Here is a 24,349-nt window from a genome sequence, read left to right as displayed (position 1 = left end):
TTTTCTGCCGGATCACCAAAAAAATCATGCCCTGAATTCACAAAGATGTAATTGGAAAATCCCTTTGCCTCGGGCTTAGCGGCGGACCCGCGCTCGTCAAGCGGTGCGCGCAGAAATTCCGCCTGATCCAGTGCGCCAATCCTCCCGTAGACCCTTTCGATGTGACGGACACATCGCAACTGCGAAACCAATGGAGGATTTCCATGATCCGTAGAACGTTCCTCGCCGCCACGACCGCACTCGCCTTTGCCGCTCCGGCCTTTGCCGGCGGCCACTCGATGGATATCGTCGACACCGCCAAGGAGGCGGGCAGCTTTGAAACTTTGCTGGCGGCGGCCACTGCCGCGGGCCTTGTCGACACGCTCAAGGGTGAAGGTCCCCTGACCGTCTTCGCGCCCACCGACGCGGCCTTTGCCGCCCTGCCCGAAGGCACGGTCGAGGACCTGCTGAAGCCTGAAAACAAGGACCAGCTGACCGCGATCCTCACCTACCACGTCGTTGCGGGCAAGGTCATGTCGACCGACCTCAGCGATGACATGATGGCCAAGACCGTCGAAGGGTCGGAAATCACCATCGACCTCGACAACGGCGTGATGGTCAACGACGCCAGCGTCGTGACCGCCGACATCGAAGCGTCGAACGGTGTCATCCACGTCATCGACAAGGTGATCATGCCGGGCATGTGACCCGCAACAGGTCAATCCAGGTATTCGGCCCGCACCCTGTGCGGGCCGTTTCCATTTGCGCACAGGCAGGAACCCGCCCCATTTCCGGCGTCTTGCCAGCAGTTCAACCCTTGGGCGACATCTCTCCCCGGTTTCAGCTTGACCATTAGTTAACAAATCGTAAACGAATTGGACGAGGTGCGACTAAATTTTTTGTCTCATTCAATATTAACAAGCGATTAGGAACGAGTGATGCCGACAAATCTGGCCGACAATGAAACGGGCGATTTCCTCGCCAACCTCGTGAGCATGCTGGACGGCGACGACACCTACATCGGCAAAGGCGGCAACGATACGATCCAGGGCGGCGCCGGGGCGGATTTTCTCCTGGGGAATGACGGTCACGACCAGATTTTCGGGGCGGACGGCAACGACACACTGGTCGGAGACACGGGCAACGATACCCTGCTCGGCGGCGCCAATCGCGATGTGCTGCGGGGAAACGCTGACAATGATTTTCTCGATGGCGGCAGCCACAGGGACCTGCTGGTTGGCGGCCCCGGGGACGACACGCTTCTGGGCGGGCGCGGTAACGACGTCCTGCAGGGCGACGAAGGGGCGGATGTCTTTCGCTTCGATACCTTCGACGGGGTCGACGTGATCCGCGATTTCGAGAACGGAACAGACCTGATCGACCTGAAGGCCTTTGGCGCGCTCGACATCACCTCTTTCGACGACCTGGTGCTGAACCAGAACGGCAGCAGCGCCGTGATCTTCTTCGGCAGCGATACCAAGATCATCCTGCAGGACACCAGCATCGCCGAGCTCGACGCCGATGATTTCATCTTCGGGACGCGGATCGGCGCCGACAACAGCCTGCCGGGAACAAGCGGCGGCGATCACCTGGTCGGACGCAGGGGCCGCGACGAGATTTTTGGCGAAGGCGGCCACGACACGCTGGTCGGCCAGGCGGGCGATGACACCCTGCTCGGCGGCGCTGGCAACGATACCCTGCTGGGCAATGCCGACAATGACCGGCTCTATGGCGGCTTGGATGCCGATCACCTCAACGGCGGTCCCGGGGACGACACGCTCGACGGGGGACAGGGCAACGACGTGCTCCAGGGGGACATCGGCGCGGATGTGTTCCGCTTTGCCATCTCGGATGGGGTCGACGTGGTCCGCGATTTCGAGGACGGAACCGACAAGATCGACCTGACCGCCTATGGCCACCTTGGCATCACCTCGGTCGATGATCTCACGATCACCCAGAACAACGCCCACGCGGTGATCTATTTCGACTCCGACAACAAGATCATCCTGTGCAACATGGACGTGGCCGACCTCGACGCCGGCGACTTCATCTTCGGCACCGGCACAGAAACGCTCGATTTCGACAGCGGGCTGTTCCAGTACGACGCCACTGCCAACCAGTTCACCTACGAACAGGGCGGTTTCGTGGTGGATGGGGCGTTGAACATGGGCCTTGGCGTCTCGGGGCAGATCGGGCTCATCGACCTGGATGGCGACTGCGAGTTCGAGCTGGGCCTGGCGGACACCGATTTCGGAACAGGCCGCAGCGACAGCATCACGATCGACATCGGGTCACAGGTGACCGGCAAGAGCTTCGATCTTGTGGGTTTCGATCTCGACGCCTTTTATCTCGACGGGTCGGACAACACGATCAGCCTGCGCAGCGGCGCACCGGGCGCCGGCTCCGTGGCCACCTTCAACGAGGATGGCGACGGGCTGTGGGACATCGACGGCGGCCCCGAGGACCTGACATTCGATCAGATGTTGCCCTACTTCGAGGACATGGAGAGCCTGCACATCACGATCACCCTCGACGACATGGGCGACTCCGCGGATCTTGGCGGGGGCCTGGGGATCGACAATATCGTGCTGCAATACGACGACGTGCTGGCCATCGTCTGATCCTGTCCGCCGCTCTACAGACGTCCCATGCGCTGATTGCGCAGGTACCGACGCTTGCGGCGCGCCAGCCGGTCCTCGTCGAGGGTCGACCGGTTCAGCCTCAACAGGGTCTCGATTCCGTCTTTCGGGCGCACGTTACCTGGCGGGGTCGGCGTCAGCCCCTCATCAGGCAGTCCCAGCAGGTCAAGCGCCAGGCCCAGCGGCCCGACGGCCCGTGCGCGGCTGGTTTCGACACCGGTACTCAGCACCCGGGCACGCCCCCGCAGCCCGGCCCGTACCGCCTCGACCCGATCCGCCAGCGGCAAGGAATCGGTCAGCCGCGCGCGGTAGGTGTCGAAATCCTCCGTGATGCGGTGCCCGCGCAGGTTTTGCCAGTAGATGCTTCTCATCCAGGCGTCCTCGTCACGCGTGGTGAACCAGACGGTGATCTCGGCCTGCGGATATCGGTCGTCCAAGGTCGTCACCACCGTCCGCAACAATTCCGGCGCCTCATCATAGCCCGCCCCGGGCCTGCGACCGGGAACAAGCCCGGAAAGATCCTCGGAGGTGATGAACAACGGCTTGTCGGGCGGCGGCAGGACCGCGTTCAGTTCCCGCCGCATCCTGTTCAGCTTTCTCTGTTCCGGTCTGATTGCATAGCGTCGGGCCAATTGCGCAACAGGGCGCAGGCCGCCGGGCAGCAACAGATTCAGGTTCCGTGACAGCCGGTCTGCATTGGCGGCCGCGCAGGACTGCAGGCTGCTTGTTCCGGTCTTGTGGAACCCGGCATGTACCAGAATACGCATGGTCTCACTCGCAGATTACCGGGGCAGTTTAGGGTGCCTGACCTCGGCCCGCCACTCGGGAACGAAAGTCAAAGACAGGTTCCGAACACTCAAGTGGGGGAACGTACTGTCTGAACCGTCCGCGATTTCCAGCTTTGGGCGCGCAGGCCCACACTGGCAGGCCATATGCCAGGACGGCTGCGGTATTTGGTTTCGATCCCTCCGGATTCGCGGATGCGCACAGCCCGCTACACCTCAAGTGGAATCCGGTTGATCGAACTCTCCCAGTGGGGCAGGGTTCAAATTTGCCATCCATCCGATCAGACCAATCCATCGACCAGGAGACACCATGTCCATGTTTGCAGAACCCCCCGTGCGCTCATCTATCAGCACGATGGTTGCCTCCGTCGAAAATGGCGTGGACCGAGAGACTTACACCATCCGGAAACTGAAGGCCGGGTTCGAAGCCCTGGACGATCCAGCGGCAACCGTGGTCGGTGTCGAAGGCGCCTACGTCGAGGCGTCAGACGTTCCTCTCGTCTATGACCATCCGGTGCTGTCGCATTCCGATGACACGATGCTGAAACTGCGCGTGCGCTGCGCGATAGACGAATTGAACGCCGCTTCGCCGATGCTCCCCGGCGAAACCCTGGTGCACGAGCGCTTTGCCTTCCTGTCCGAACCCTGGGAGGTGTTTCCGTCAGGAACGGTCTTTGTCGACCGCCAGACCTCGATGGCCCGGCTGCTCTACATCTATCGCAACGTGGTCGTGGATGCGCAGACGGGCGCCTTGCGCTTTGACAGCGCGGCGGCGGCAGAGCCGACCGATGCGCAACTGGGGCTGGGTGAGGCCCCCGTGATGGTACTGGCTGCGGCCTCGCTGCCGCACAGCATTGCCGTGGACGTGGCCAAGAAACTGGCAGACCAGATGGCCAAGGACGCGCTCAAGGCGATCAGCGGCAACCTGACCCAGATCGCGGGCGGCGTGATCGCAGGGGCCATCGCCGGGGCGATCATCGACACGATTCTCGGGGCGCTGTTCCCGGAGGACAAGAAATCGACCCTCGACGCCTATTTCGAGGGCATGCAAAAGCTGATGCAACAAGAGCTGAAGCAGCAGACCATCGACGAAATTGCCGGGACCTTCGTTGCGCTGCGCAACGAGCTGACCAACGTCTACGCGCCCGCCCGGCTGCAATCGGACCTTCGGGTCCAGCAGGACCGCAAGAACCTGTTCGACTACCATCTGCACGACTACTCCAACACCTTCTTCATCGGTACGGACGGCATGCTGGGGACGCTGATGGATGAAAAATACCAGCTGGCCTGTTTCCCGGTCTTCCTGCTGGGGGCGGGGATGCACCTGTCGATCCTGCAGGAAATCGCCAATGTCGACCCAACCAACAAGGATGAGAATTTCGATCCGCTGAAGTCGAGCTATGGCGTCCCCAAGACCGGCTCTGTCGCGAAATATGCCAAGCAATACGCGGACCACGCCGACAAGGTATGGGAAAAGATCCGCGAAAAACGCAAGAGCCGCGTGGTCTACGGCGCCGAACATGGCGTGGTGTTCCGTCACCACTACCTTGTCGGCTATTACGCCGACGAGGCGATCGATGCCGACAAGCACCTGAACCGGATCAAGTACGAATACACCAACGACAAGGACGGCAAGAACATCCCGGTGCCCGGCAGCAGCAAGGCCGACGTGATAAAGGCGATGGAGGCCTACCAGGACAAGGTTCTGGCCGAGCTGGAAGCCAGCCTGCCCGACCGCAAGAAGGTCGTCGCCGGGTGGCGCAAGCTCGTGGACAACCCGCTGAACATGGAAACCTCCTGAGGGCGCGACCGTCCGGTTTCGTTTGCCGGCAATCGTTGGGCCTGTCCGCGCGGGCTTGAAAAAAGGCGGGGTCTCCCCCGCCTTTCCTCTTGCCTGTCACCGGGATCAGTGGACCACGGCATCGTCCGGCTTGGGACGGTTCGTTGCCCTCACACGGTCACCGATGATCAGACCATCGGCCCCGGCAGAGACGACCACCACGTCGCCGTCCGCCACGTCGCCCGCCAGCAGCATCTCGGCCAGCGGATCCTGCAGCGCCCGCTGGATCACCCGCTTGAGCGGGCGCGCCCCGAACACCGGATCATAGCCCTCGTCCGCCAGCCAGGTCTTGGCCGCATCGTCCAGCTCCAGCCGGATCTTGCGGGCCGCCAGCCGCTTGAGCAGGCGGGCCATCTGAATATCGACGATTCCCGACATGTCCTCGCGCTTGAGGCGGTCAAAGATGATGGTCTCATCGAGACGGTTCAGGAACTCGGGCCGGAAATGGGCGCGCACAGCATCCATCACGTCCCGACGCGCCTGGCTCGAATCCGCGCCCTCGGGCAGTTGACTCAACGCCTGAGACCCAAGGTTCGAGGTCAGCACGATCAGCGTCTGCTTGAAGTCCACGGTCCGGCCCTGTCCATCGGTCAGCACACCGTCATCCAGCACCTGCAGCAGCACGTTGAACACGTCCGGGTGCGCCTTCTCGACCTCGTCGAACAGCACCACCTGGTAGGGACGCCGCCGCACGGCCTCGGTCAGGACACCGCCTTCGTCATAGCCGACATAGCCCGGAGGCGCACCGATCAGACGGGCCACCGCGTGTTTCTCCATGAACTCGGACATGTCGATGCGCACCATCGCGCTGTCGTCGTCAAAGAGATAGTTCGCAACCGCCTTGGTCAGCTCGGTCTTGCCGACGCCGGTCGGGCCAAGGAAGAGGAAAGAGCCCAGCGGCCGGTTCTCGTCGTTCAGACCCGCGCGCGCCCGGCGCACCGCATTGGCCACCGCCGTCACCGCCTGGTTCTGACCGATGACCCGCCTGTGCAGCTCGTCTTCCATCCGCAACAGCTTTTCGCGTTCGCCTTCCAGCATCTTCGAGGTCGGCACACCGGTCCAGCGTTCGACCACCGCCGCGATCTGCTCGGGGCCGACGGCCTCTTCGACCATCACGTCCGATTCCTCGGTTTCGGCTTCGTTCAGCCTGCGCTCCAGTTCGGGAATGCGCCCGTACTGCAGCTCACCGGCCTTGGCGAAATTGCCGTCACGTTTGGCCGATTCCAGCTCGGCGCGCAGGTGGTCCAGTTCTTCCTTCAGGTCGCGGGCCGAAGCCAGCTTGTCACGCTCCGCCTGCCAGCGCGAGGTCATCTCGGCCGACTTCTGCTGCAACTCGGACAGGTCCTTTTCCAGCTTGGCCAGCCGATCCTTGGAGGCCTGGTCGTCTTCCAGGCGCAGCGCCTCGACCTCGATCTGCTTTTGCAGGATGTCACGGTCCAGCGCGTCCAGTTCCTCGGGCTTGCTGTCGACCTCCATCCGCAGGCGGCTGGCGGCCTCATCCATCAGGTCGATGGCCTTGTCCGGCAGGAAACGGTCGGTGATATAGCGGTGCGAGAGCGTCGCCGCGGTCACAAGGGCCGAGTCCGAGATCCGCACGCCGTGGTGCAGCTCGTACTTTTCCTTGATCCCGCGCAGGATGCTGATCGTATCCTCGACCGTCGGCTCCTCGACCATGACCGGCTGGAACCGCCGCGCCAAGGCCGCGTCCTTTTCGACGTGCTTGCGGTACTCGTCCAGCGTGGTGGCACCGACACAGTGCAGCTCACCCCGCGCCAGCGCCGGTTTCAGCAGGTTCGAGGCATCCATTGCCCCATCCGCCTTGCCCGCGCCGACCAGCGTGTGCATCTCGTCGATGAACAGCACGATTTCGCCCGCTGCCGACGTCACTTCGGAGAGGATGGATTTCAGCCGCTCCTCGAATTCGCCGCGATACTTCGCACCAGCGATCAGCGCGCCCATGTCCAGCGCCAGCAGGCGCTTGTTGCGGAGCGATTCCGGCACGTCGCCGTTCACGATCCGCAGGGCCAGCCCCTCGGCGATCGCGGTCTTGCCGACGCCCGGCTCACCGATCAGCACCGGGTTGTTTTTGGTCCGGCGGGACAGCACCTGCATGGTGCGGCGGATCTCGTCATCGCGGCCGATGATCGGGTCGATCTTGCCTTCGCGGGCGCGCTCGGTCAGGTCCAGCGTGTATTTCTTCAGCGCTTCATAGCTGTCCTCGGCGTTGGCGGTATCCGCCGTGCGCCCCTTGCGCACGTCATTGATCGCCTCGTTCAGCTTCTGCGGCGTGACCTTGCCAGCCTCCAGCGCCTCTTTCGCGGGGCTGCGGACCATCGCAAGCGCGGTCAGCATCCGCTCGACGGGCACATAGCTGTCGCCGGCTTTCTGGGCCAGCTTCTCGGCCTCGTCCAGCACCTTGCCGGTCGCGGAATCCAGGTAGACCTGCCCTGCGTCACCCGAAACCTTCGGGATCTTGGCCAGCTTGGTGTCCAGCACCTGCACCACCCGCTTCGGCTCACCGCCCGAGGCGGCGATCAGGTTCGATGCCATCCCCTCTTCATCGTCCAGCAGGGCCTTGAGCAGGTGTTCTGGCGCCAGCTTCTGGTGGCTTTCCCGCATCGCAATCGTCTGCGCGGCCTGAATGAAACCACGCGCACGTTCCGTGAACTTCTCCAAGTTCATATCTGTCTCCTTCCATCAAGCGCCCCTTGAAGTGCGCCGCGCCTGGCCTTGCAGCACGCGGGCTTTTCGGGGCCTCGCTTCCAAGATGGTCGCGGCTCACGATCTGTTCAAGTGAGCGCCGTTGCAAAAAAGCAACGCGCGCCATCTTGACCTTGTGCGCAAGGGCTTTCATGTGATCCCGAACCCCAGAGCAGGAGCCCGCCCCATGTCCGATGACCGTCTGATCGTCGCCCTCGACGTCCCCAACGTGATCGAAGGGCTCGACCTTGTCGACCGCCTGGGTGACGCCGTGTCCTTCTACAAGATCGGGCTGGGGATGCTCACCGGCGGCGGGCTGGCACTGGCGAACGAGCTGAAGGGCGAGCACGGCAAGCGCATCTTTCTTGACCTCAAGCTGTTCGACATCGGCGCCACGATCGAGGCCGCCGTGCGCGGCGTGGCCCAGTTCGACCTCGACTTCCTGACCGTCCACGGCGACCCGCATGTGGTGCGCGCCGCCAAGGAGGGCGCGGCAGGCTCGAACACCAAGATCCTTGCCGTCACGATCCTGACCTCTCTCGACCGCGATGACCTAGATGCCGCCATGATTGCCGAAGGCCCGATCCCCGACCTGGTGCAGACCCGCGCGGGCCGCGCCTTCGAGGCAGGGGCCGACGGCATCATCTGCTCCCCCAACGAGGCGGCGCTGGTCCGCGCCCTGCCCCAGTCCGAAGGCCGGCTGATCGTGACGCCGGGTGTGCGGCCCGCGGGCGCGGACGTCGGCGATCAGAAACGCATCGCGACCCCGGCCCAGGCGATCCGCGACGGCGCCGACCACATCGTCGTCGGCCGCCCGATCCACCGCGCCCCCAATCCCCGCGCGGCGGCACAGGCGATCCTGTCGGAAATGGCCTCGCCCCAGGCGCAGCGGCCCAAAGGATCCTAGGCGTCAGTCCTCGTTGATGTCGCGGTCCCAGACACGCGTCTGACCCTTGCGCACACCCACCAACCGGCGCATGGCCAGCCAGGCCAGCGCCGAAAGCACCGCAAAGGTCAGCAGCGCCAGCGGCAGAGAGCCGCCGATGAACAGCCCGCCCGGCCCGGCCAGCAGGAACAGCAGGCCCATCGCCAGCGCGCCCAGCGCAAAGCCCAGGAAGATGAACCCCGGCGCCAGCAGTTCGAGGATCGCCAGGGCAATCCCGCCCGCGATCCAGATCCACCAGACGTCCCAGCCCCAGTTCATCACCGCGACCCCTTCAGCATCTTGAAGGCATCGGCAAAGGCATCCAGCGCATTGGCCGGCAGGATCACGGTCTGCTTGCCCTCACCCTTGCCCACAGCGGTCAGCGCCTCGACCTGTTTCAGCGCCACCTGGTACTGCGCCGCCTCGATGCCGTTGTCCTGGATCGCCTTGGCGACGACGCCGGTGGCATAAGCCTCGGCATCGGCGGCGATGCGGCGCGCCTTGGCAGCCTGCTCGGCGGCGTAAAGCTCGGCATCCGCCTGCAACTCGACGGCCCGGCGCTGACCTTCGGCCTCTGTCACCAGGGCCCGGCGGGCACGTTCGGCGTTCAGCTGTTGCAGCATGGCCTGGCGCGTGGCCTCGTCCAGGTTGACGTCCAGGATCTCGGCCCGCGTCACCTCGATCCCCCAGTTGTCCACCGCGTCCTCGACGTTGCTCTTGATCTCACCGATCAGCTCGCTGCGGTTCGATTGCACCTCGTCCAGTTCCATCCGGCCGATTGCGGCGCGGACGATCCCGGCCACCGTGGTGGCAATCGCACCGTCCACGTCCCGGATGCGATAGACGGTCTTTTCCGGCTCGAGGATGCGGTAAAAGACGCTGGTTTCCACCTGCACCAGAACGTTGTCCGAGGTGATCGCATCCTGCGTCGCGTCGGGCAGCTGCCGTTCGAGGATGGAAATCCTGTGCCGCACCTTGTCGATGAAGGGCACGATCAGGTTGATCCCCGGCCCCAGCACCGTGCGCAGCCGGCCAAAACGTTCGACCACGAATTTCTCGGATTGCGGCACGATCCGCACCCCCAGCAGGATGCAGAGGATGACGAATGCGGCCAGCAACAGCCAGACGATATTGGCGCCGGCAAACTCCATCGCCACCTGATTGTCCATGATTGAGGTCTCCCGGAAATGCGTCGCGCCCAGCATCGCAGAGCCCCGGTGGAGAGGAAAGCCCGCCGATGCGGGCGCTTGCCCCGCCTGCCGTCATCGCAGGGCCAAGCCTCTATCAACGCATGGGCGCGAAAGGTGTTCCCGCGCCCTCGGCGCACCGGCAAACTGGCGCCCAAATCTCCAAAAACCGGCGAAAATTCGCGAAAATCCCCCTGCGCCGGGGGTATTCCTGACCTGTTGCCCCGATGAAACGCGGTCATTCTGACCCTACCTCTTGAATATAAGCCCGAAAAACGGGGCATGAGGTTAGGAGACCGATATGAGCACGTGGACCCCCCGCATCGACCAGGTGCGTTACAACGCCGCCGAGCAATGCTTCGAGGCCCTGGTCACCGTCGTCACCCCCCAAGGCCTGCTGCGGGTCGCCAGCCAGTACGCGGCGCCCGTCACCACCGATTTCGAAGAGGCCGCGCGCGGGCTGTGGATGCGCGCCCGCCTGTCGCTGGGCACACCCGAACGGCTGCAACTGCGCCTGCCTGCCGTCGAGATGCCGACCGCCGCCTGATCCACCCCTTTCCAGGGTTCGGCTCTTTACACGCCTGTATGAGCCGCACCGCCGCGCCCCCTTGTCCCTCGGGCGTGGCGGCGTCCTGCCGGGGCCCGCGCTATTCTGCGGGTCCCGGCCTTTTTTCCAGGTAGTCCCGCAGGATCTCGCGGAAATGCGGAATCGCCTCGTCCGAGGCGATGAAATCCGCCGGCAGCATCACCAGCCATTCCTCGCCCTCGTCGCCAAAGACCACGTCATCGACGATGGCCCCCGGCAGATGCGCCGCGAAGAACCAGCTGATCTTGCCCGCATCGTCGCGCAGATGCACAACGTGCAGGTCGCCCTCTGCCAGCGTCAGGCCCAGTTCCTCCTGCGTTTCGCGCAGGGCACAGGCCTCGGGCGTTTCCGCCCCGTCGCGTTCGCCGCCGGGAAAATCCAGGTATCCGGGCCAGGGGATCGACGGTTTGCGGTCACGCCGCAGAACGATCAGGTCGCCGCCTGCAAAAAGCATCAGCTTGGCGCCCGTGAACTGTTGTCTCGGATCGCTCATGGCGCCCCTTTCTGCGGCGCATTATACTGGACCCATGCCCAGCCTGTGCCGCGATTGCCTGACCCAGTTCGACACCGGACCCCGCTGCCCGGCCTGCGGGCGGCCGCGGGTGATCTCTCATGCCGAGCTCTGGGATCTCTCCATTGCCCACATGGACTGTGATGCCTTTTATGCAAGCGTTGAAAAGCGCGACAACCCGGAACTGGCCGACAAGCCGGTGATTATCGGTGGCGGGCGGCGCGGTGTCGTCTCGACGGCCTGTTATGTCGCCCGGATTCGCGGCGTGCGTTCGGCCATGCCGATGTTCAAGGCGCTGGACCTCTGTCCCGACGCCGTCGTGGTCAAGCCGCGCATGGCCGTCTACGCCGAGGTCTCGAAACAGATCCGCGCCATGATGGAGGAACTGACCCCCGCCATCGAACCGCTGTCCCTGGACGAGGCATTCCTCGACCTCACCGGCACAGCGCGGCTGCACGGCGCGCCGCCCGCTGTCATGCTGGCAAAACTGGTCAACCGGATGAAATCCGACCTGGGCGTGACCGGCTCCATCGGCCTGTCCCACAACAAGTTCCTGGCCAAGATCGCCAGCGACCTCGACAAGCCGCGCGGCTTCGCGGTCATCGGTGCGGCAGAGACGCAGGATTTCCTGCGCCCCAGGCCCATCCGCCTGATCTGGGGTGTCGGGCAGGCCACCCAGGGCGCTCTGGAAAAGGCCGGCATCCGTACCTTCGAGGACCTGCTGCGCTGGGATCAGCGCGACTTGACCGCCCGCTTCGGCTCTATGGGTGAGCGCCTCTGGCACCTGGCAAGGGGCGAGGACAAGCGCCGCGTGACGCGCAACGCGCCGATGAAATCCATCTCGAACGAGACCACCTTCAACGAGGATACCGCAGACGCGGACATCCTGGACGGGCATCTCTGGCGGATGGCGGAAAAGGTCGCGGACCGAGCCAAGGCCAAGGGCGTGGCGGGCCGGGTGGTGACGCTGAAACTGCGGAAATCGGATTTCCGGATCGTGACGCGCCGCACCGCCCTGCCCGGCGCCACCCAGATCGCCGACCGGATCTATCGCACCGCGCGCGGGCTTTTCGACCAGATGCCGCCCGGACAGCCTTACCGGCTGATCGGGGCGGGGATTTCCGACCTGGTGCCAGAGGCGCAGGCGGATGTTTCGGGCGACCTGCTGGACCCACAGGCCGAAACCCGCGCCAAGGCCGAGCGCGCCACGGATGCGATCCGGGCACGCTTTGGCGACGGGGCCATTTTGAAGGGCCGCGCGCTCAGGTAGCGCGCACCCGGAAACCGCCGGGCCTCACGCCCCGCGGCGCATCAGGTCGTCTTCCTCGCCCGTCGCGTCATAGCCAAAGGCCTCCAGCCCCGCTTCGAGGTTGTTGGCCAGGTGCGGTGTCCCGATCAGGTAATCCGCCGTCGGTGTCGTCGCCTCGGCCACGGCGGTGCCATAGGCCTCGTCCCAGTCCTCGGCGTCAAAGGCGCCCCGGCCGATCCACATGACCGCGACCAGCGCCGCCTGTTCCTCTTCGTCCATCCGGTCGATCAACCCGCGCAACTCGCCCTCCGCGCGGCTCAGCTCGCGCGCCATGACGATGACCGCGGCCACCTTCCTTGGGCTGATGTTCTGCATTTCGCGTCTCCTTCTCTGTCATCGACAAGAGATGACGCGAAAAGAGGAGTCAAACCTTGATCTTACGCAAACAGCCGATAGTACAGCCAGTCCGGCAGGAAACGGCTGCCCCGGAACAGCCAGGAAAAGCCGCGTGGAAAGGCCCGCTGAAACCCCTGCCCGGACATGTGCCGAAAACAGATGTCCGCTGCCCTTTCCGGGTCCATGATAAAGGGCATGGCAAAATCGTTCTTGTCAGTCAGCCGGGTGCGGATATAGCCCGGCACCAGCAGTTGCACCTCGACCCCGGTCTTGCGCAGGTCGGCGTACAGCGATTGCGCCAGCACCATGACCCCCGCCTTGGACGAGACATAGGCCGCCGCCCCCGGCAGGCCGCGATAGCCCGACAGCGATCCGGTCAGCACAAAATGCCCCCGGTCGCGCGCCACGAATCGCGGCACCACGACACCTGCCAGACGCATCGCCCCGGTGAAATTCACATCTGCCATCGTGTTGGCACGCTCCGCATCCCAGTCCTGCGCCCCGAAGGGCCAGTAGGCGCCGGCCACCTGGATCACCCCGTCGATCTCTCCGATCCGCTCTGCGACGGTCTCCAGCGCTTGGGCGTCGGTCACGTCGACCACTTCCACCTGCGCCCGCGACGGCAAACCGTCCGCCAGCGCCCGCAGGCTCTCTTCGCTCCGCGCGCTCAGGATCAGCTCGACACCCGCCTTGCTCAGACGCCGCGCCAGCGCCGCGCCCAGCCCCTCGCTGGCGCCAACCAGCCAGTACCGCTTGCCGGTCCACTCCCTCACGCGGCCTCCTTGCGCCGCATGGTCGCCACCAGCTCGGCCACGGTGATGCCGAACTTGCGGAACTGCGACCGGTTCACGATGGTCCCGTTGGGCGCCAGATACATCCAGTCCACGGTGTCCAGCACATGCCCGCCGGCGTCCTCGGGCAGGCGGATGCGATAGCGCAGCCGCACCGAAGGGCCGCTCTGCTGTCCCTCGCCTTCGCCCACCACGTCCGGCGCGGTCGCGCGGATGCGGCCATCATTGCCCAGCGTCAGCTTCCATTGGCGGTGCTGCTCGGCCCCGGACTCATAGCGGAAATGCTCGTCCATGACGCCCTGGTTGCCGTCCCAGCGGGCCTCGAACTCGCCAACGAAACGCGAGGTGACACGCCCCGTCGGCCCATAGATCACGCCTTCGCAGATCAGCGGGCCGTTCAGGTGGGTGCGCAGGTCGAACCGCGTGCCCGTGTCATCCGCATAGTCGGCGGGCGACTGCCCCAGAAAGCCAAAGCGGCGCTGGCGCAACAGGGCAAGCGCCAGCACGATCACAGCGCCCAAGAGAGTATAGAGGAATGCAGTCATCACGATGCCTTTCTGATGGCCTCGGGCGCGGGGCCGCCGCTGACCTCGCGCGCGGGCGGTTCGGGACGGGTGCGATAGCGCGCGCCCTTCCACCACAGTTTGAGGGCCTGCCAATGGATCAACGCCAGAACCCGCCGCGCACCGAACGGCCGCCGCAGGGCGGACAGCAGGATGGCCCGGTCGGTCAGAGGTGCGCGCGGCCCGCAGAGCGTGGCGATCACGCCGCCCTTGTCATGGGCAAAGTCGATCCAGACCCCGACACGATCCGCGCGGATGTCGAACCGAAAGGTATAGCCCCCGGCGATGGGCTGGAACGGCGAGACATGAAACAGCTTTTGTGCCTCGATCCGGTCGCTGGGCGTGATCGGCGAGCCGTCGGCATGAGCACAGAGATAGCAATGCCGGTCGCCAAAGGTATTCGTCACCTCGGCAATCACAGCCCGCAGCGCGCCCCCGTCATAGGCCAGCCAGAAGGATACCGGGTTGAACACATGGCCCAACAGGCGCGGCTGCGCCAAAAGCATCAGCGGCCCGTCAAAGGCGATCCCATGCGCATCCAGCACCTCGCGCGCCCAGGATGGCCCCCGCCCCTGTCCCGGCGCGCCGCCGTGGTCCCTGTCCTGCACCGAGGTCAGGTTGCCCCGGTTGCGCGAAAACAGGCGTGGGCCGCGCACATCGGCCTCGGCATCCAGCAAGACATAATCCACCGAATAGCGAAAGGCATTGGCCACATCGCCCTTGCGCCCGTGGAAGGAATGGCCCCGGATCAGGTCGAGACTGCTCATGCCACCTCCTTGACCGATCCCCGCGCAAGGATGGCATCGGCCACGTCCGCCGCGCTGGCCAGCCCGTCCTCGTGAAAGCCGTTCTTCATCCAGGCACCGCAGAACCATGTCCCGCTTTCGCCGTTCATCGCCGCGATCTCGCGCTGCGCCTGCAGGGCGCCCTGATCGTAGACCGGGTGCCGCAATGTGACCTCGTCGTGGATCAGCTCGTCACGGATCGCACGGGTGGAATTCAGCGTCACGAAGAGCGGATCGTCCTGCGGGATCGGCTGCAGGCAGTTCATCCAATAGGTCAGGTCGATGCAGTTCATCTCTTTCCGGGGCGCCTCGGTATAGTTCCAGGACGACCAGCAGGCCCGGCGCCGCGGCATCAGCGAGGTATCGGAATGCAGCACCACGCGGTTCGGCTGATAGGCGATCTTCTCCAGCGCCGCCCGTTCCGCCGGGCGCGCATCCGACAACAGCCGCAGCGTGTCATCCGAATGCGTGGCAAAGACCACCTCGTCAAAACTTTCCCACTCACCGCCCTCCAGCCGGACCTCGACCCCGGCGGCAGTACGGCGGACACCACCAACCGGCGCGCCCAATCGCAGGTCCACCCCCTGCCGCATCAGCGCCGCGCCCAGCCGCCGGACATATTCAACCGACCCGCCCTGCACCGTGTACCACTGGTGCTGGCCGGTATGGCTGAGCAGGGCGTGGTTCTCGAAAAAGCGGATCAGCGCATAGGCCGGGAAGTCCAGGATCTTGTCGGTTGGCGTCGACCAGATCGCGCCAGACAGCGGCAGCAGGTAGTAGTCGCGGAACCAGTCCCCTGTCCCCATGCTCTCCAGGAAATCGCCCAGCGAGACAGATGGGTCTCGCGCCGCATCCAGCGCGCGCGAGTTGAATTTCATGATGTCCCGGATCATCGCCAGGAACCGCGGGTTCAGCGCGTTGCGCTTCTGGGCAAAGACGGCGCGCAGGTCCCGCAACCCGTATTCCATCGCCCCGCCGCGCAGGCTGGCGGAAAAGCTCATGTCCGACTTCGCCACCGGCACCTCCAGCCGCTCGAACAGAGAGGTCAGCAGCGGGTAGTTGGCATAGTTGAACACGATGAAGCCGGTATCCACCGGCTGAGTCCCGTCCTTGCCCGCCAGCTTTGTCCGGGCATGACCGCCCAGGCGCGGATCCGCCTCGATCAGGGTGACACGGTGCTGTTCGCCCAGCATGTGCGCGGCCCCCATGCCCGAGATCCCGCCGCCGATCACGGCGATCCTGCGTGCGGCGGTACTGCTGGCTTCGAATGGCATGGTCTGTCCCGTTCCCTGAACTTGATGGTCTTTCCACCTTGTTACGGCCGGACACCCCGCGCGGATGAAAAAAGCCCGGAAAACATTTTTTCGCATCCGGTGATCCGAACCCGCACCCCCTGCGTATTCCTGATATGTTTGGCGCGACTGAACCTCTCGACACCCGCGACGCTACGTCCATTGCGGCTTCGGCGATCAACCGGCATGTCAGGGGTAATGACCGTGACAAGGCCAAACCCGTGAGCGCAGGGACCGCAGACGAGAATGCCCCGGACTGGGCGGCGGTGCTGATCCGCATCCGCGACAACCGCGACGAAGCGGCCTTTGTCGCGCTGTTCCGGCACTTCGCGCCCCGGGTAAAGGCTTTCCTCATGCGCTCGGGCGCCGATGCCGCCCAGGCGGAGGAATGCGTCCAGGACGTCATGGCCACCGTCTGGCAGAAGGCGGCTCAATTCGATCCGGCGCGCGCCTCGGCCGCGACATGGATCTTCACCATCGCGCGGAACCGTCGGATCGACGCCCTGCGCAAACAGAAACGACCCGAGCCCGAGGATCTGCCCTGGGGCCCCGAGGCAGAACCGGACCAGGAAGACCGGCTGGGCCTGCAACAGGAAACGGAACACCTGGGAGAGGCGCTTGCCTCTCTCCCCGCGAAACAGCGGGACCTGATCGAAAAGGCCTATTTCGGCGATCTCACCCACAGCGAGATCGCCGAGGCCACCGGGCTGCCGCTCGGCACGATCAAGTCCCGCATCAGACTGGCGCTGCAGCGCCTCAGACACGCTATGGACAGGAAGTGATGCTTCGATGACGACGATCCGACACCACCTGACCGACGACCTCATCATGGGATATTCCGCCGGCACCCTGCCCGAGGCCGTCAATCTCATCATCGCCACCCACGTCTCGCTTTGCGACGATTGCCGCGCTGCGGTCGAGGCGCACGACGCGCTTGGCGGCGCCGTTCTGGACGCGACAGAGGCCGAGACGCTGGACGAGAGCTGTCTCGACGCCACGCTGGCAATGATCCGGGCGATGGACGCCCCCACGCCGCGCGACATCGCAATGCCTCGGGATGCGATCGCCCCGGCGCCTCTGCTGGATTACATCGGCGGGTCTCTGGAAGCGGTGAAATGGCGCCCCGTGGGCATGGGTGTCAAACAGGCGATCCTGAAAACCTCGCCCGAGGCGACCGCGCGCCTGCTCTACATCCCCGCGGGCACGGCCATGCCCGATCACGGCCACCGCGGTCTGGAACTGACGCTGGTCCTGCAAGGCGCCTTCCAGGACGACGAGGGCTATTTTGCGCGCGGCGACATCGAAATCGCCGATGCAGAACTGCACCATACCCCGGTCGCGGACATCTCGCAGGATTGCATCTGCCTCGCGGTGACCGACGCGCCGCTCAGGCTCAAGGGCCTGGCACGTCTCGCCCAGCCCTTCCTCAACATCTGAGCGCCCGCGCGCACCGCCCGGACCTGCGCTCAGCCTGTTCCCCGGAGCCCTCCCTCGCTTGATGCCGAAAAGAGACGGAGCGTCCGGCGATGCAAGGGGCCGCAGGCCCGCGCTCGCGCGGCTTGCCCTTGCATCGCCGGACGGTCTGTCTCAGGCAACAAGAAAGCGAGGGAGGGCGCCGGGGCACATGGCGATGCTTGTTCCTTGGTGACTCCGGAAGCGAAAAACAGGCGCAGCCTGTCGCAAAGGGTCGGCGGGCGGGCGCCTTTGCGGCGCAAGCCGCAAACAGTCCCGTCCCGGCGGCCCGGCAAACGAAAAGGGCGGGAAACCCCGCCCTTTCCAACAGCCCTCTCAGGCGCTCATTTCTTGCGCTTCTTCGGCGGCATCAGGTCGGTGATCGTGCCCTCGAACATCTCGGCGGCAAAGTTCACCGTCTCCGACAGCGTCGGGTGCGGGTGGATCGTGTGGCCCAGGTCCACCGCGTCCGCCCCCATCTCGATGGCCAGCGCCGCCTCCGAGATCAGGTCGCCCGCGTTGGTGCCCACGATGCAGGCGCCGATCACCCGGTCGTCCTCGGGATCGAACAAGAGCTTGGTCACACCCTCGCTGCGCCCGTTCGACAGGCTCTTGCCCGACGCCGCCCAGGGGAACACGCCCTTCTCGTACTTGACGCCCTTCGCCTTGGCCTCGGTCTCGGTCAGCCCGCACCAGGCCACTTCCGGATCCGTGTAGGCCACCGAGGGGATCAGCTTGGCATCGAAATGCCGCTTTTCCCCGGCACAGACTTCGGCCGCGACCTTGCCCTCGTGCACCGCCTTGTGCGCCAGCATCGGCTGGCCCACCACGTCGCCGATGGCAAAGATATGGCTCACACCGGTCCGCTGCTGGCTGTCCACGCTGATGAACCCACGGTCGTCCACCGCAACACCGGCCTTCTCGGCGTCGATCAGCTTGCCATTGGGCTTGCGCCCCACGGCCACCAGCACCTTGTCGAAGGTATCGGAAAAGCTCTCGCCCTTGTCGTCCTCGAAGGTCACCTTCAGCCCGGCATCCGAGGCCTCGACCGCCGTCACCTTGGTCTTGAGGAAGATGTTCTCGTACCGGCCCTTGATGCGGGTCATCAGCGGCTTGACGATGTCCTTGTCGGCGCCCGGAATGATCTGGTCCATCAGTTCGACCACGGTGATCTTCGATCCCAGCGCGTCATAGACACAGGCCATCTCCAGCCCGATGATCCCGCCGCCCAGCACCAGCATCCGTTCCGGGATGTCGGCCAATTCCAGCGCGCCGGTCGAGTCGATCACCCGCGGGTCGTCATGCGGGATGAAGGGCAGCGCCACGGGTTCCGACCCGGCGGCGATGATGCACTGGTCAAAGGAGACGGTCTTGACCCCGTCCTCGCCCTGCACCTCGATCATGTTCGGCCCGGTAAACTTGCCGTAACCGCGCACGACCTGCACCTTGCGCCCCTTCGACAGGCCGTCCAGCCCGCCGGTCAACTGGCCGACAACGCCATCCTTGAAGCTGCGCAACTCGTCCAGGTCGATCTCCGGTTTGGAGAACCTGATCCCGTGCGCGCCCATCTCCTCGGCCTCGGTGATGACCTTGGCAACGTGCAACAGCGCCTTGGACGGGATGCAGCCGACGTTCAGGCAGACACCGCCCAGCGTCGGGTTGCGCTCGATCATGACCACCTTCTTGCCAAGGTCGGCGGCGCGGAAGGCCGCCGAATAGCCGCCGGGGCCAGAGCCCAGCACAACCACCTCGGCATGCACATCGCCGGGGCCGCTGGCGCTGCCGGTGGCCGCCACGGATTTCGGCGCCTCGGCGGCGGGAGCCTCGTCCTTCGGCGCCTCCGCACCGGCATCCGCGCCTTCCAGCACCAGGATCACAGATCCTTCGCCGACCTTGTCGCCTTCCGAGACCTTGATTTCCACCACCTTGCCCGCGGCGGGCGAAGGCACTTCCATCGTGGCCTTGTCGCTTTCCAGTTCGATCAGCGGGTCTTCCTCGCTGACCGTGTCGCCCACGCTGACCAGGATCGCAACGACGGGCACCTCGGTGAAATCACCGATATCGGGTACTTTGACTTCCATCGTCCTCACCTCACCACATCAACTTGCGCATGTCGCCCAGCAGCGTCTTGAGCGTCACGACAAAGCGCGCGGCCAAGGCACCGTCGACGGCCCGGTGGTCATAGGACAGCGACAGCGGCTGCATCAGGCGCGGCACGAAGTCCTCGCCGTTCCAGACCGGCTGCATCTTGGACCGGGTGAGCCCGAGGATCGCCACCTCCGGCGCGTTCACGATGGGGGTAAAGGAGGTCCCCCCGATCCCGCCCAGCGACGAGATGGTAAAGGTGGCGCCCTGCATGTCCTTGGACTTCAGGTTGCCTTCGCGCGCGGCCTTGGACAGTTCCATCAACTCCTTGGAAATGTCGACCAGCCCCTTGCGGTCGGCGTCCTTGATCACCGGCACCATCAGCCCGTTCGGCGTGTCCGCCGCGAAACCGATGTTGTAGAAGTCCTTCTTGATCAGCTTGTCACCGTCCGGATGGATGGACGAGTTGAACTCCCAGTGCTCTTTCAGCGCCGAGACGCTGGCCTTGATGACAAAGGACAGCAGGGTGACGCGATAGCCGTTTTCCTTGGCCATCGTGTCCATTTCCTTGCGGTACTTGTCCAGGTCGGTGATGTCCGCCTCGTCATTGTGGGTGACATGCGGGATGTTCAGCCAGGACCGGTGCAGCGCGGGGCCGGAGATCTTCTTGATCCGGCTCATCTCCACCTCTTCCACGGGCCCGAACTTGGAGAAGTCCACCGCCGGGATCGGCGGGATGCCCATGCCACCGGACACGGCACCGCCACCGGCCGCCGCCGGGGCGGTCTGCGCCTTCAGCGCCTTTTCCACGTCCTCGCGCAGGATGCGGCCCTTGCGGCCCGATCCGTTCACCTTGTTCAGGTCCACCTCGACCCGGCGGGCATAGGCCCGGACCGACGGCGAGGCATGCACCTTGGAGAACCCGGCATCCGTCTTCGGCGCCGGCGCGGGGGCCGCGGCAGGCGCCGCCGCCTTGGGCGCTTCGGCCTTCGGCGCCTCGGCCTTGGGCTCTTCCTTGGCCGCCGGGGCGCCGTCCGCCTCGACGATCAGGATCACCGCGCCTTCGGACACCTTGTCCCCCTCGGCAACCTTGATCTCCTTAACAACGCCCGCGGCAGAAGAGGGCACTTCCATCGTCGCCTTGTCCGACTCCAGTTCGACAATCGGGTCTTCCTCGGCAATCGTGTCGCCCACGCTCACCAGGACCGTCACCACCGGCACATCGCTGAAATCGCCGATATCCGGCACTTTTACTTCTACGGTCATATTTCCTGTCTCCTCGTGCGCCGTATCAGACCAGACGCGGGTTCGGCTTACCGCCGTCGATGTCGTATTTCTTCAGCGCTGCCTCCAGATCCTTGTCCGAAACAGCCCCCTCGCGCCAAAGGTCCACCATCGCCGCCGCGGCGATGTGATTGGCGTCCACCTCGAAGAAGCGTCGCAGGTTCACGCGGCTGTCCGACCGGCCGAAACCGTCCGTGCCCAGCACCGTGTAGCGCCCCGGCACGCAGGCCCGGATCTGCTCGGCGTAGTTCTTCATGTAGTCGGTGGCGGCGATGGTCGGCCCGGTGATGTTCGCCAGCACCTGCCCCGCGTAAGAGGTTTTCTGCTCGGCAAAGGGGTTCAACCGGTTGTGCCGCGCCACGTCCTGGCAATCGCGCGCCAGTTCGTTGAACGAGGTCGCCGACCAGATGTCCGAGGTCACACCGAAATCTTCCTGCAGCATGTCGGCGGCCTTGATCGCCTGCACCAGGATCGTGCCCGAGCCCATCAGGTTGACGTGCTTCTTGGCCGGGTTGGCCGTCTTGCGGAAGCGGTACAGCCCCTTGATGATGCCCTCTTCGGCGCCCATCGGCATGTCGGGATGCTGATAGTTCTCGTTCATCAGGGTGAGGTAGAAGAACACGTCCTCCTGATCGACGAACATCCGCTGCAACCCGTGCTGCACGATCACCGCGACCTCGTAGCTGAAGGTCGGGTCATAGCTGATGCAGTTCGGGATCGTGCCCGCCAGGATATGGCTGTGGCCATCCTCGTGCTGCAGGCCCTCGCCGTTCAGCGTGGTCCGCCCGGCGGTCCCGCCCAGCATGAAACCGCGCGCCCGGCTGTCGCCTGCTGCCCAGGCCAGGTCGCCGATCCGCTGGAACCCGAACATCGAGTAGTAGATGTAGAACGGGATCATCGGCACGCCGTGGTTGGAATAGGCGGTTGCCGCCGCGATCCAGTCCGCCATTGCACCGGCTTCGTTGATGCCCTCCTGCAGCACCTGGCCGTTTTCCGATTCCTTGTAATAGGACATCTGTTCACGGTCTTCGGGCGTGTACTGCTGGCCCTTCGGGTTGTAGATGCCCACCGAGCGGAACAGGCCCTCCATGCCGAAGGTGCGGCTTTCGTCCGGCACGATCGGCACCACCTGCTTGCCCACCTGCTTGTCGCGCAACAGCGTGGTCAGGATGCGCACAAAGGCCATCGTGGTGGAAATCTCGCGGTCGCCGGTCGATTCCAGCTGGCCCTTGAACTTGTCCAGTCCGGGGATTTCCAGCTTGGGCGCCTCGGTCGAGCGTTTCGGGAAGGCCCCCCCCAGCTCCTTGCGGCGCTCGGCCAGATAGGCTTTCTGCGCGTTGTTCAGACTGACAAAGGGGATGTCCTTCTCCAGCTCTTCATCCGTGACCGGGATCTTGAACCGGTCGCGCATCGCCTTGAGCTGGTCCAGCTGCATCTTCTTCTGCTGGTGGGTGGTGTTCTGCCCCTCACCGGCGGTGCCCATGCCGTAGCCCTTGACCGTCTTGACCAGCAGGACAGTCGGCTGGCCCTCGGCCTCGGTGGCGCGCTTGAAGGCGTTGTAGACCTTTTTCGGATCGTGACCGCCCCGGCGCAGCGCCCAGATCTGGTCGTCGGTCCAGTCCTTCACCAGTTCCGCGGTCTCCGGGTACTTGCCGAAGAAATGCTTGCGGATATAGGCGCCGTCCTTGGACTTGAAGGTCTGGTAGTCGCCGTCGATGGTCTCGTCCATCAGCTGGCGCAGCTTGCCGGAGGTGTCCTGTTCCAACAGCTCGTCCCAGCCCCGGCCCCAGAGCAGCTTGATCACGTCCCAGCCCGAGCCGCGGAAGTTGCCCTCAAGTTCCTGCACGATCTTCGAGTTGCCGCGCACCGGCCCGTCAAGACGCTGCAGGTTGCAGTTGATGACAAAGATCAGGTTGTCCAGCCCCTCGCGCGCGGCAAGGTGGATGGCGCCGATGCTTTCCGGCTCGTCCATCTCGCCATCGCCGAGGAAGGCCCAGACCTTGCGGTCCTGCTTTTCGATCAGCCCGCGATTCTCGAGGTATTTCATGAACCGCGCCTGGTAGATCGCCATCAGCGGGCCAAGGCCCATGCTGACGGTCGGAAACTGCCAGTAGTCCGGCATCAGCCAAGGGTGCGGATAGGACGACAGCCCGCCGCCGTTCACCTCGGAGCGGAAGTTCTTCAGCTCTTCCTCGCTGATCCGCCCCTCCATGAAGGAGCGCGCGTAGATGCCCGGGATCACGTGGCCCTGGAAAAACACCAGGTCGCCGCCGTGGATCGCGGACTTCGAGCGCCAGAAGTGGTTCAGACCGATGTCATACAGCGCCGCGGAAGAGGCAAAGGAGGCGATATGCCCGCCGTATTCGCTCGATTCCTTGTTGCGCTTGACCACTGTCGCCATCGCGTTCCAGCGGTTGATGGTGCGGATACGCCATTCCATCTCGGTATCGCCGGGCACGTCGACCTCGTCATCCGGCGAGATGGTGTTCTGGTAGGGCGTGGTGGCCGAGAAGGGCAGACGCGCCCCTGCGGCCCGGGCGCTTTGGACCGCCTTGTCGAGCAGGAAATGCGCGCGGTCTGCCCCGTCACGCTCGATCACGTCCTCGATCGCGTCCTGCCATTCCTGGCTCTCGACGGGATCGACGTCCTGGGGGGTATCTTTCATATGCCCTCTTCCCTTTGCTGCGCCCGGCGCGGCGCGATTGGTTTAATCTTGAACAATCAGGTTTGATATTGGGGTGCAACCGGCGTCCGCCCCGTCTCTCCCAATCCTCCCGACGGTTGAGCAGGGTGTATCAGTCCGCGTGCCCTCGCGGCAGGCGCGTAGCTGCATAACATCCATGCACCCAGCGCATGACACTTTGTTTAATGCTAAACAACCTCCCTCGCGCATCCGACACCTCCTCCCGCCCCGGGTTCGGGGCGGTGCCACGCGGGCGGGATACCGGCGCGGTTCTGTCGACCACGTCCGGATTCCTGCGCAACCCCGCGATTCTCTTTGAGTATAACGCGCTGAACCGCATTCGGTTCAACCGGTCTGACGACATTCAACTGAGGCGATATGTACGGCGCCCTCGCGCCCTAGCGCTGCGCCCGCACCGCAGCGGCCGTCTGCCCCGTCGGGCCGGGCGCCTCGCGCGTCAGGACAAGCCCCCATGCCAGCGCCGTGATCCCCGCAAGCACCGCCAGGAACAGCCACTGCCGCCGCTTCTTTCGATGCCAATGATCCGTACTGCGGAAATCGATCGTGTTCTTGTCGCTCATGCCGCCGGTCTAGGCGGTGGAAAGGGCAGGAATTGG

General features: G+C 64.7%; 22 protein-coding genes. 8 read left to right on the top strand and 14 right to left on the bottom strand.

The annotated features are described in order from the left end of the window. Positions 1-203: 203 nt before the first annotated feature. Positions 204-686: a fasciclin domain-containing protein gene (locus G9Q80_RS06090; RefSeq protein WP_043145956.1), complete on the top strand. Its 483-nt coding sequence runs from the start codon at positions 204-206 to the stop codon at positions 684-686. 231 nt (positions 687-917) lie between these two features. Continuing rightward, positions 918-2,600, top strand: coding sequence for a calcium-binding protein (locus tag G9Q80_RS06085; RefSeq protein WP_088716755.1), 1,683 nt, complete (start codon positions 918-920; stop codon positions 2,598-2,600). A gap of 14 nt (positions 2,601-2,614) precedes the next feature. On the opposite strand, the gene G9Q80_RS06080 is transcribed toward G9Q80_RS06085, so the two are convergent. Beyond that, positions 2,615-3,385, bottom strand: coding sequence for a hypothetical protein (locus tag G9Q80_RS06080; protein ID WP_088716756.1), 771 nt, complete (start codon positions 3,383-3,385; stop codon positions 2,615-2,617). Positions 3,386-3,758: 373 nt separating this feature from the next. On the opposite strand from G9Q80_RS06080, the gene G9Q80_RS06075 reads away from it, so the two are divergent. Continuing rightward, complete coding sequence (locus tag G9Q80_RS06075; protein WP_157903884.1) at positions 3,759-5,204, top strand: insecticidal delta-endotoxin domain-containing protein; 1,446 nt, start codon at positions 3,759-3,761, stop codon at positions 5,202-5,204. A gap of 105 nt (positions 5,205-5,309) precedes the next feature. Here G9Q80_RS06075 and clpB read toward each other — a convergent pair whose 3' ends face one another. After that, positions 5,310-7,925, bottom strand: coding sequence for an ATP-dependent chaperone ClpB (clpB, locus tag G9Q80_RS06070; protein ID WP_088716758.1), 2,616 nt, complete (start codon positions 7,923-7,925; stop codon positions 5,310-5,312). A gap of 205 nt (positions 7,926-8,130) precedes the next feature. On the opposite strand from clpB, the gene pyrF reads away from it, so the two are divergent. Next, complete coding sequence (gene pyrF / locus G9Q80_RS06065) at positions 8,131-8,850, top strand: orotidine-5'-phosphate decarboxylase (protein ID WP_088716759.1); 720 nt, start codon at positions 8,131-8,133, stop codon at positions 8,848-8,850. A 3-nt stretch (positions 8,851-8,853) separates the two neighbouring features. On the opposite strand, the gene G9Q80_RS06060 is transcribed toward pyrF, so the two are convergent. Both G9Q80_RS06060 and G9Q80_RS06055 read right to left on the bottom strand, forming a co-directional pair. Next, positions 8,854-9,147: an NfeD family protein gene (locus G9Q80_RS06060; RefSeq protein WP_069210392.1), complete on the bottom strand. Its 294-nt coding sequence runs from the start codon at positions 9,145-9,147 to the stop codon at positions 8,854-8,856. Then, positions 9,147-10,037, bottom strand: coding sequence for an SPFH domain-containing protein (locus G9Q80_RS06055; protein ID WP_043146056.1), 891 nt, complete (start codon positions 10,035-10,037; stop codon positions 9,147-9,149). The genes G9Q80_RS06060 and G9Q80_RS06055 overlap by 1 nt, the downstream gene beginning before the upstream one ends. 319 nt (positions 10,038-10,356) lie before the next feature. Between G9Q80_RS06055 and G9Q80_RS06050 the strand changes: the two genes are divergently transcribed. Continuing rightward, positions 10,357-10,602 carry a hypothetical protein gene (locus G9Q80_RS06050; protein ID WP_052244820.1) on the top strand — a complete coding sequence of 82 codons (246 nt, stop codon included), beginning with the start codon at positions 10,357-10,359 and terminating at the stop codon, positions 10,600-10,602. Between the two features lie 100 nt (positions 10,603-10,702). On the opposite strand, the gene G9Q80_RS06045 is transcribed toward G9Q80_RS06050, so the two are convergent. Next, the gene (locus G9Q80_RS06045) at positions 10,703-11,134 is read right to left on the bottom strand and encodes an NUDIX domain-containing protein (protein WP_232788319.1); all 432 of its coding nucleotides are present in this window, start codon (positions 11,132-11,134) and stop codon (positions 10,703-10,705) included. Between the two features lie 34 nt (positions 11,135-11,168). Between G9Q80_RS06045 and G9Q80_RS06040 the strand changes: the two genes are divergently transcribed. Then, the gene (locus G9Q80_RS06040) at positions 11,169-12,422 is read left to right on the top strand and encodes a DNA polymerase IV (RefSeq protein ID WP_088716760.1); all 1,254 of its coding nucleotides are present in this window, start codon (positions 11,169-11,171) and stop codon (positions 12,420-12,422) included. 24 nt (positions 12,423-12,446) lie between these two features. Here G9Q80_RS06040 and G9Q80_RS06035 read toward each other — a convergent pair whose 3' ends face one another. The 5 genes from G9Q80_RS06035 to G9Q80_RS06015 form a co-directional block, all read right to left on the bottom strand. Then, positions 12,447-12,776, bottom strand: a complete 330-nt coding sequence (locus G9Q80_RS06035) for a DUF3775 domain-containing protein (RefSeq protein WP_088716761.1) — start codon at positions 12,774-12,776, stop codon at positions 12,447-12,449. 62 nt (positions 12,777-12,838) lie between these two features. Continuing rightward, positions 12,839-13,570, bottom strand: coding sequence for an SDR family NAD(P)-dependent oxidoreductase (locus G9Q80_RS06030; RefSeq protein WP_088716762.1), 732 nt, complete (start codon positions 13,568-13,570; stop codon positions 12,839-12,841). Beyond that, complete coding sequence (locus G9Q80_RS06025) at positions 13,567-14,133, bottom strand: DUF3833 domain-containing protein (protein ID WP_088671573.1); 567 nt, start codon at positions 14,131-14,133, stop codon at positions 13,567-13,569. The genes G9Q80_RS06030 and G9Q80_RS06025 overlap by 4 nt, the downstream gene beginning before the upstream one ends. Then, positions 14,133-14,918 (bottom strand): DUF1365 domain-containing protein, encoded by a 786-nt coding sequence (locus tag G9Q80_RS06020; protein ID WP_088716763.1) that lies wholly within the window; start codon positions 14,916-14,918, stop codon positions 14,133-14,135. The genes G9Q80_RS06025 and G9Q80_RS06020 overlap by 1 nt, the downstream gene beginning before the upstream one ends. After that, the gene (locus G9Q80_RS06015; protein WP_088716764.1) at positions 14,915-16,210 is read right to left on the bottom strand and encodes an NAD(P)/FAD-dependent oxidoreductase; all 1,296 of its coding nucleotides are present in this window, start codon (positions 16,208-16,210) and stop codon (positions 14,915-14,917) included. The genes G9Q80_RS06020 and G9Q80_RS06015 overlap by 4 nt, the downstream gene beginning before the upstream one ends. Positions 16,211-16,449: 239 nt before the next feature. Between G9Q80_RS06015 and G9Q80_RS06010 the strand changes: the two genes are divergently transcribed. After that, complete coding sequence (locus G9Q80_RS06010; RefSeq protein WP_074623398.1) at positions 16,450-17,010, top strand: sigma-70 family RNA polymerase sigma factor; 561 nt, start codon at positions 16,450-16,452, stop codon at positions 17,008-17,010. Between the two features lie 7 nt (positions 17,011-17,017). Continuing rightward, positions 17,018-17,665 carry a ChrR family anti-sigma-E factor gene (locus tag G9Q80_RS06005; protein ID WP_088716765.1) on the top strand — a complete coding sequence of 216 codons (648 nt, stop codon included), beginning with the start codon at positions 17,018-17,020 and terminating at the stop codon, positions 17,663-17,665. A gap of 359 nt (positions 17,666-18,024) precedes the next feature. Here the strand turns inward: G9Q80_RS06005 and lpdA are convergent, their stop codons facing one another. From lpdA to G9Q80_RS05985, 4 genes are all read right to left on the bottom strand, one after another. Beyond that, positions 18,025-19,761 carry a dihydrolipoyl dehydrogenase gene (lpdA, locus tag G9Q80_RS06000; RefSeq protein ID WP_184757203.1) on the bottom strand — a complete coding sequence of 579 codons (1,737 nt, stop codon included), beginning with the start codon at positions 19,759-19,761 and terminating at the stop codon, positions 18,025-18,027. Positions 19,762-19,771: 10 nt separating this feature from the next. Continuing rightward, positions 19,772-21,031, bottom strand: a complete 1,260-nt coding sequence (gene aceF, locus G9Q80_RS05995) for a dihydrolipoyllysine-residue acetyltransferase (protein ID WP_088716767.1) — start codon at positions 21,029-21,031, stop codon at positions 19,772-19,774. A 25-nt stretch (positions 21,032-21,056) separates the two neighbouring features. Further along, positions 21,057-23,714, bottom strand: a complete 2,658-nt coding sequence (gene aceE, locus G9Q80_RS05990; RefSeq protein ID WP_043145978.1) for a pyruvate dehydrogenase (acetyl-transferring), homodimeric type — start codon at positions 23,712-23,714, stop codon at positions 21,057-21,059. A 416-nt stretch (positions 23,715-24,130) separates the two neighbouring features. Continuing rightward, entirely contained in the window at positions 24,131-24,313 is a 183-nt protein-coding gene (locus G9Q80_RS05985) for a hypothetical protein (RefSeq protein ID WP_088716768.1), read from the bottom strand. Positions 24,314-24,349: the final 36 nt, after the last annotated feature.

This window comes from Mameliella sp. LZ-28 (assembly GCF_012274245.1).
Lineage (GTDB): Bacteria > Pseudomonadota > Alphaproteobacteria > Rhodobacterales > Rhodobacteraceae > Antarctobacter > Antarctobacter albus.
This window is presented reverse-complemented; position numbering and strand designations above follow the sequence as displayed.

Bases quoted from the DNA above. Each gene is read 5' to 3' on its own strand.
- G9Q80_RS06090 (WP_043145956.1), top strand. From the start codon at position 204: ATGATCCGTAGAACGTTCCTCGCCGCCACGACCGCACTCGCCTTTGCC.
- G9Q80_RS06085 (WP_088716755.1), top strand. From the start codon at position 918: ATGCCGACAAATCTGGCCGACAATGAAACGGGCGATTTCCTCGCCAAC.
- G9Q80_RS06080 (WP_088716756.1), bottom strand. From the start codon at position 3,385: ATGCGTATTCTGGTACATGCCGGGTTCCACAAGACCGGAACAAGCAGC.
- G9Q80_RS06075 (WP_157903884.1), top strand. From the start codon at position 3,759: ATGGTTGCCTCCGTCGAAAATGGCGTGGACCGAGAGACTTACACCATC.
- clpB (WP_088716758.1), bottom strand. From the start codon at position 7,925: ATGAACTTGGAGAAGTTCACGGAACGTGCGCGTGGTTTCATTCAGGCC.
- pyrF (WP_088716759.1), top strand. From the start codon at position 8,131: ATGTCCGATGACCGTCTGATCGTCGCCCTCGACGTCCCCAACGTGATC.
- G9Q80_RS06060 (WP_069210392.1), bottom strand. From the start codon at position 9,147: ATGAACTGGGGCTGGGACGTCTGGTGGATCTGGATCGCGGGCGGGATT.
- G9Q80_RS06055 (WP_043146056.1), bottom strand. From the start codon at position 10,037: ATGGACAATCAGGTGGCGATGGAGTTTGCCGGCGCCAATATCGTCTGG.
- G9Q80_RS06050 (WP_052244820.1), top strand. From the start codon at position 10,357: ATGAGCACGTGGACCCCCCGCATCGACCAGGTGCGTTACAACGCCGCC.
- G9Q80_RS06045 (WP_232788319.1), bottom strand. From the start codon at position 11,134: ATGAGCGATCCGAGACAACAGTTCACGGGCGCCAAGCTGATGCTTTTT.
- G9Q80_RS06040 (WP_088716760.1), top strand. From the start codon at position 11,169: ATGCCCAGCCTGTGCCGCGATTGCCTGACCCAGTTCGACACCGGACCC.
- G9Q80_RS06035 (WP_088716761.1), bottom strand. From the start codon at position 12,776: ATGCAGAACATCAGCCCAAGGAAGGTGGCCGCGGTCATCGTCATGGCG.
- G9Q80_RS06025 (WP_088671573.1), bottom strand. From the start codon at position 14,133: ATGACTGCATTCCTCTATACTCTCTTGGGCGCTGTGATCGTGCTGGCG.
- G9Q80_RS06020 (WP_088716763.1), bottom strand. From the start codon at position 14,918: ATGAGCAGTCTCGACCTGATCCGGGGCCATTCCTTCCACGGGCGCAAG.
- G9Q80_RS06015 (WP_088716764.1), bottom strand. From the start codon at position 16,210: ATGCCATTCGAAGCCAGCAGTACCGCCGCACGCAGGATCGCCGTGATC.
- G9Q80_RS06005 (WP_088716765.1), top strand. From the start codon at position 17,018: ATGACGACGATCCGACACCACCTGACCGACGACCTCATCATGGGATAT.
- lpdA (WP_184757203.1), bottom strand. From the start codon at position 19,761: ATGGAAGTCAAAGTACCCGATATCGGTGATTTCACCGAGGTGCCCGTC.
- aceF (WP_088716767.1), bottom strand. From the start codon at position 21,031: ATGACCGTAGAAGTAAAAGTGCCGGATATCGGCGATTTCAGCGATGTG.
- aceE (WP_043145978.1), bottom strand. From the start codon at position 23,714: ATGAAAGATACCCCCCAGGACGTCGATCCCGTCGAGAGCCAGGAATGG.
- G9Q80_RS05985 (WP_088716768.1), bottom strand. From the start codon at position 24,313: ATGAGCGACAAGAACACGATCGATTTCCGCAGTACGGATCATTGGCAT.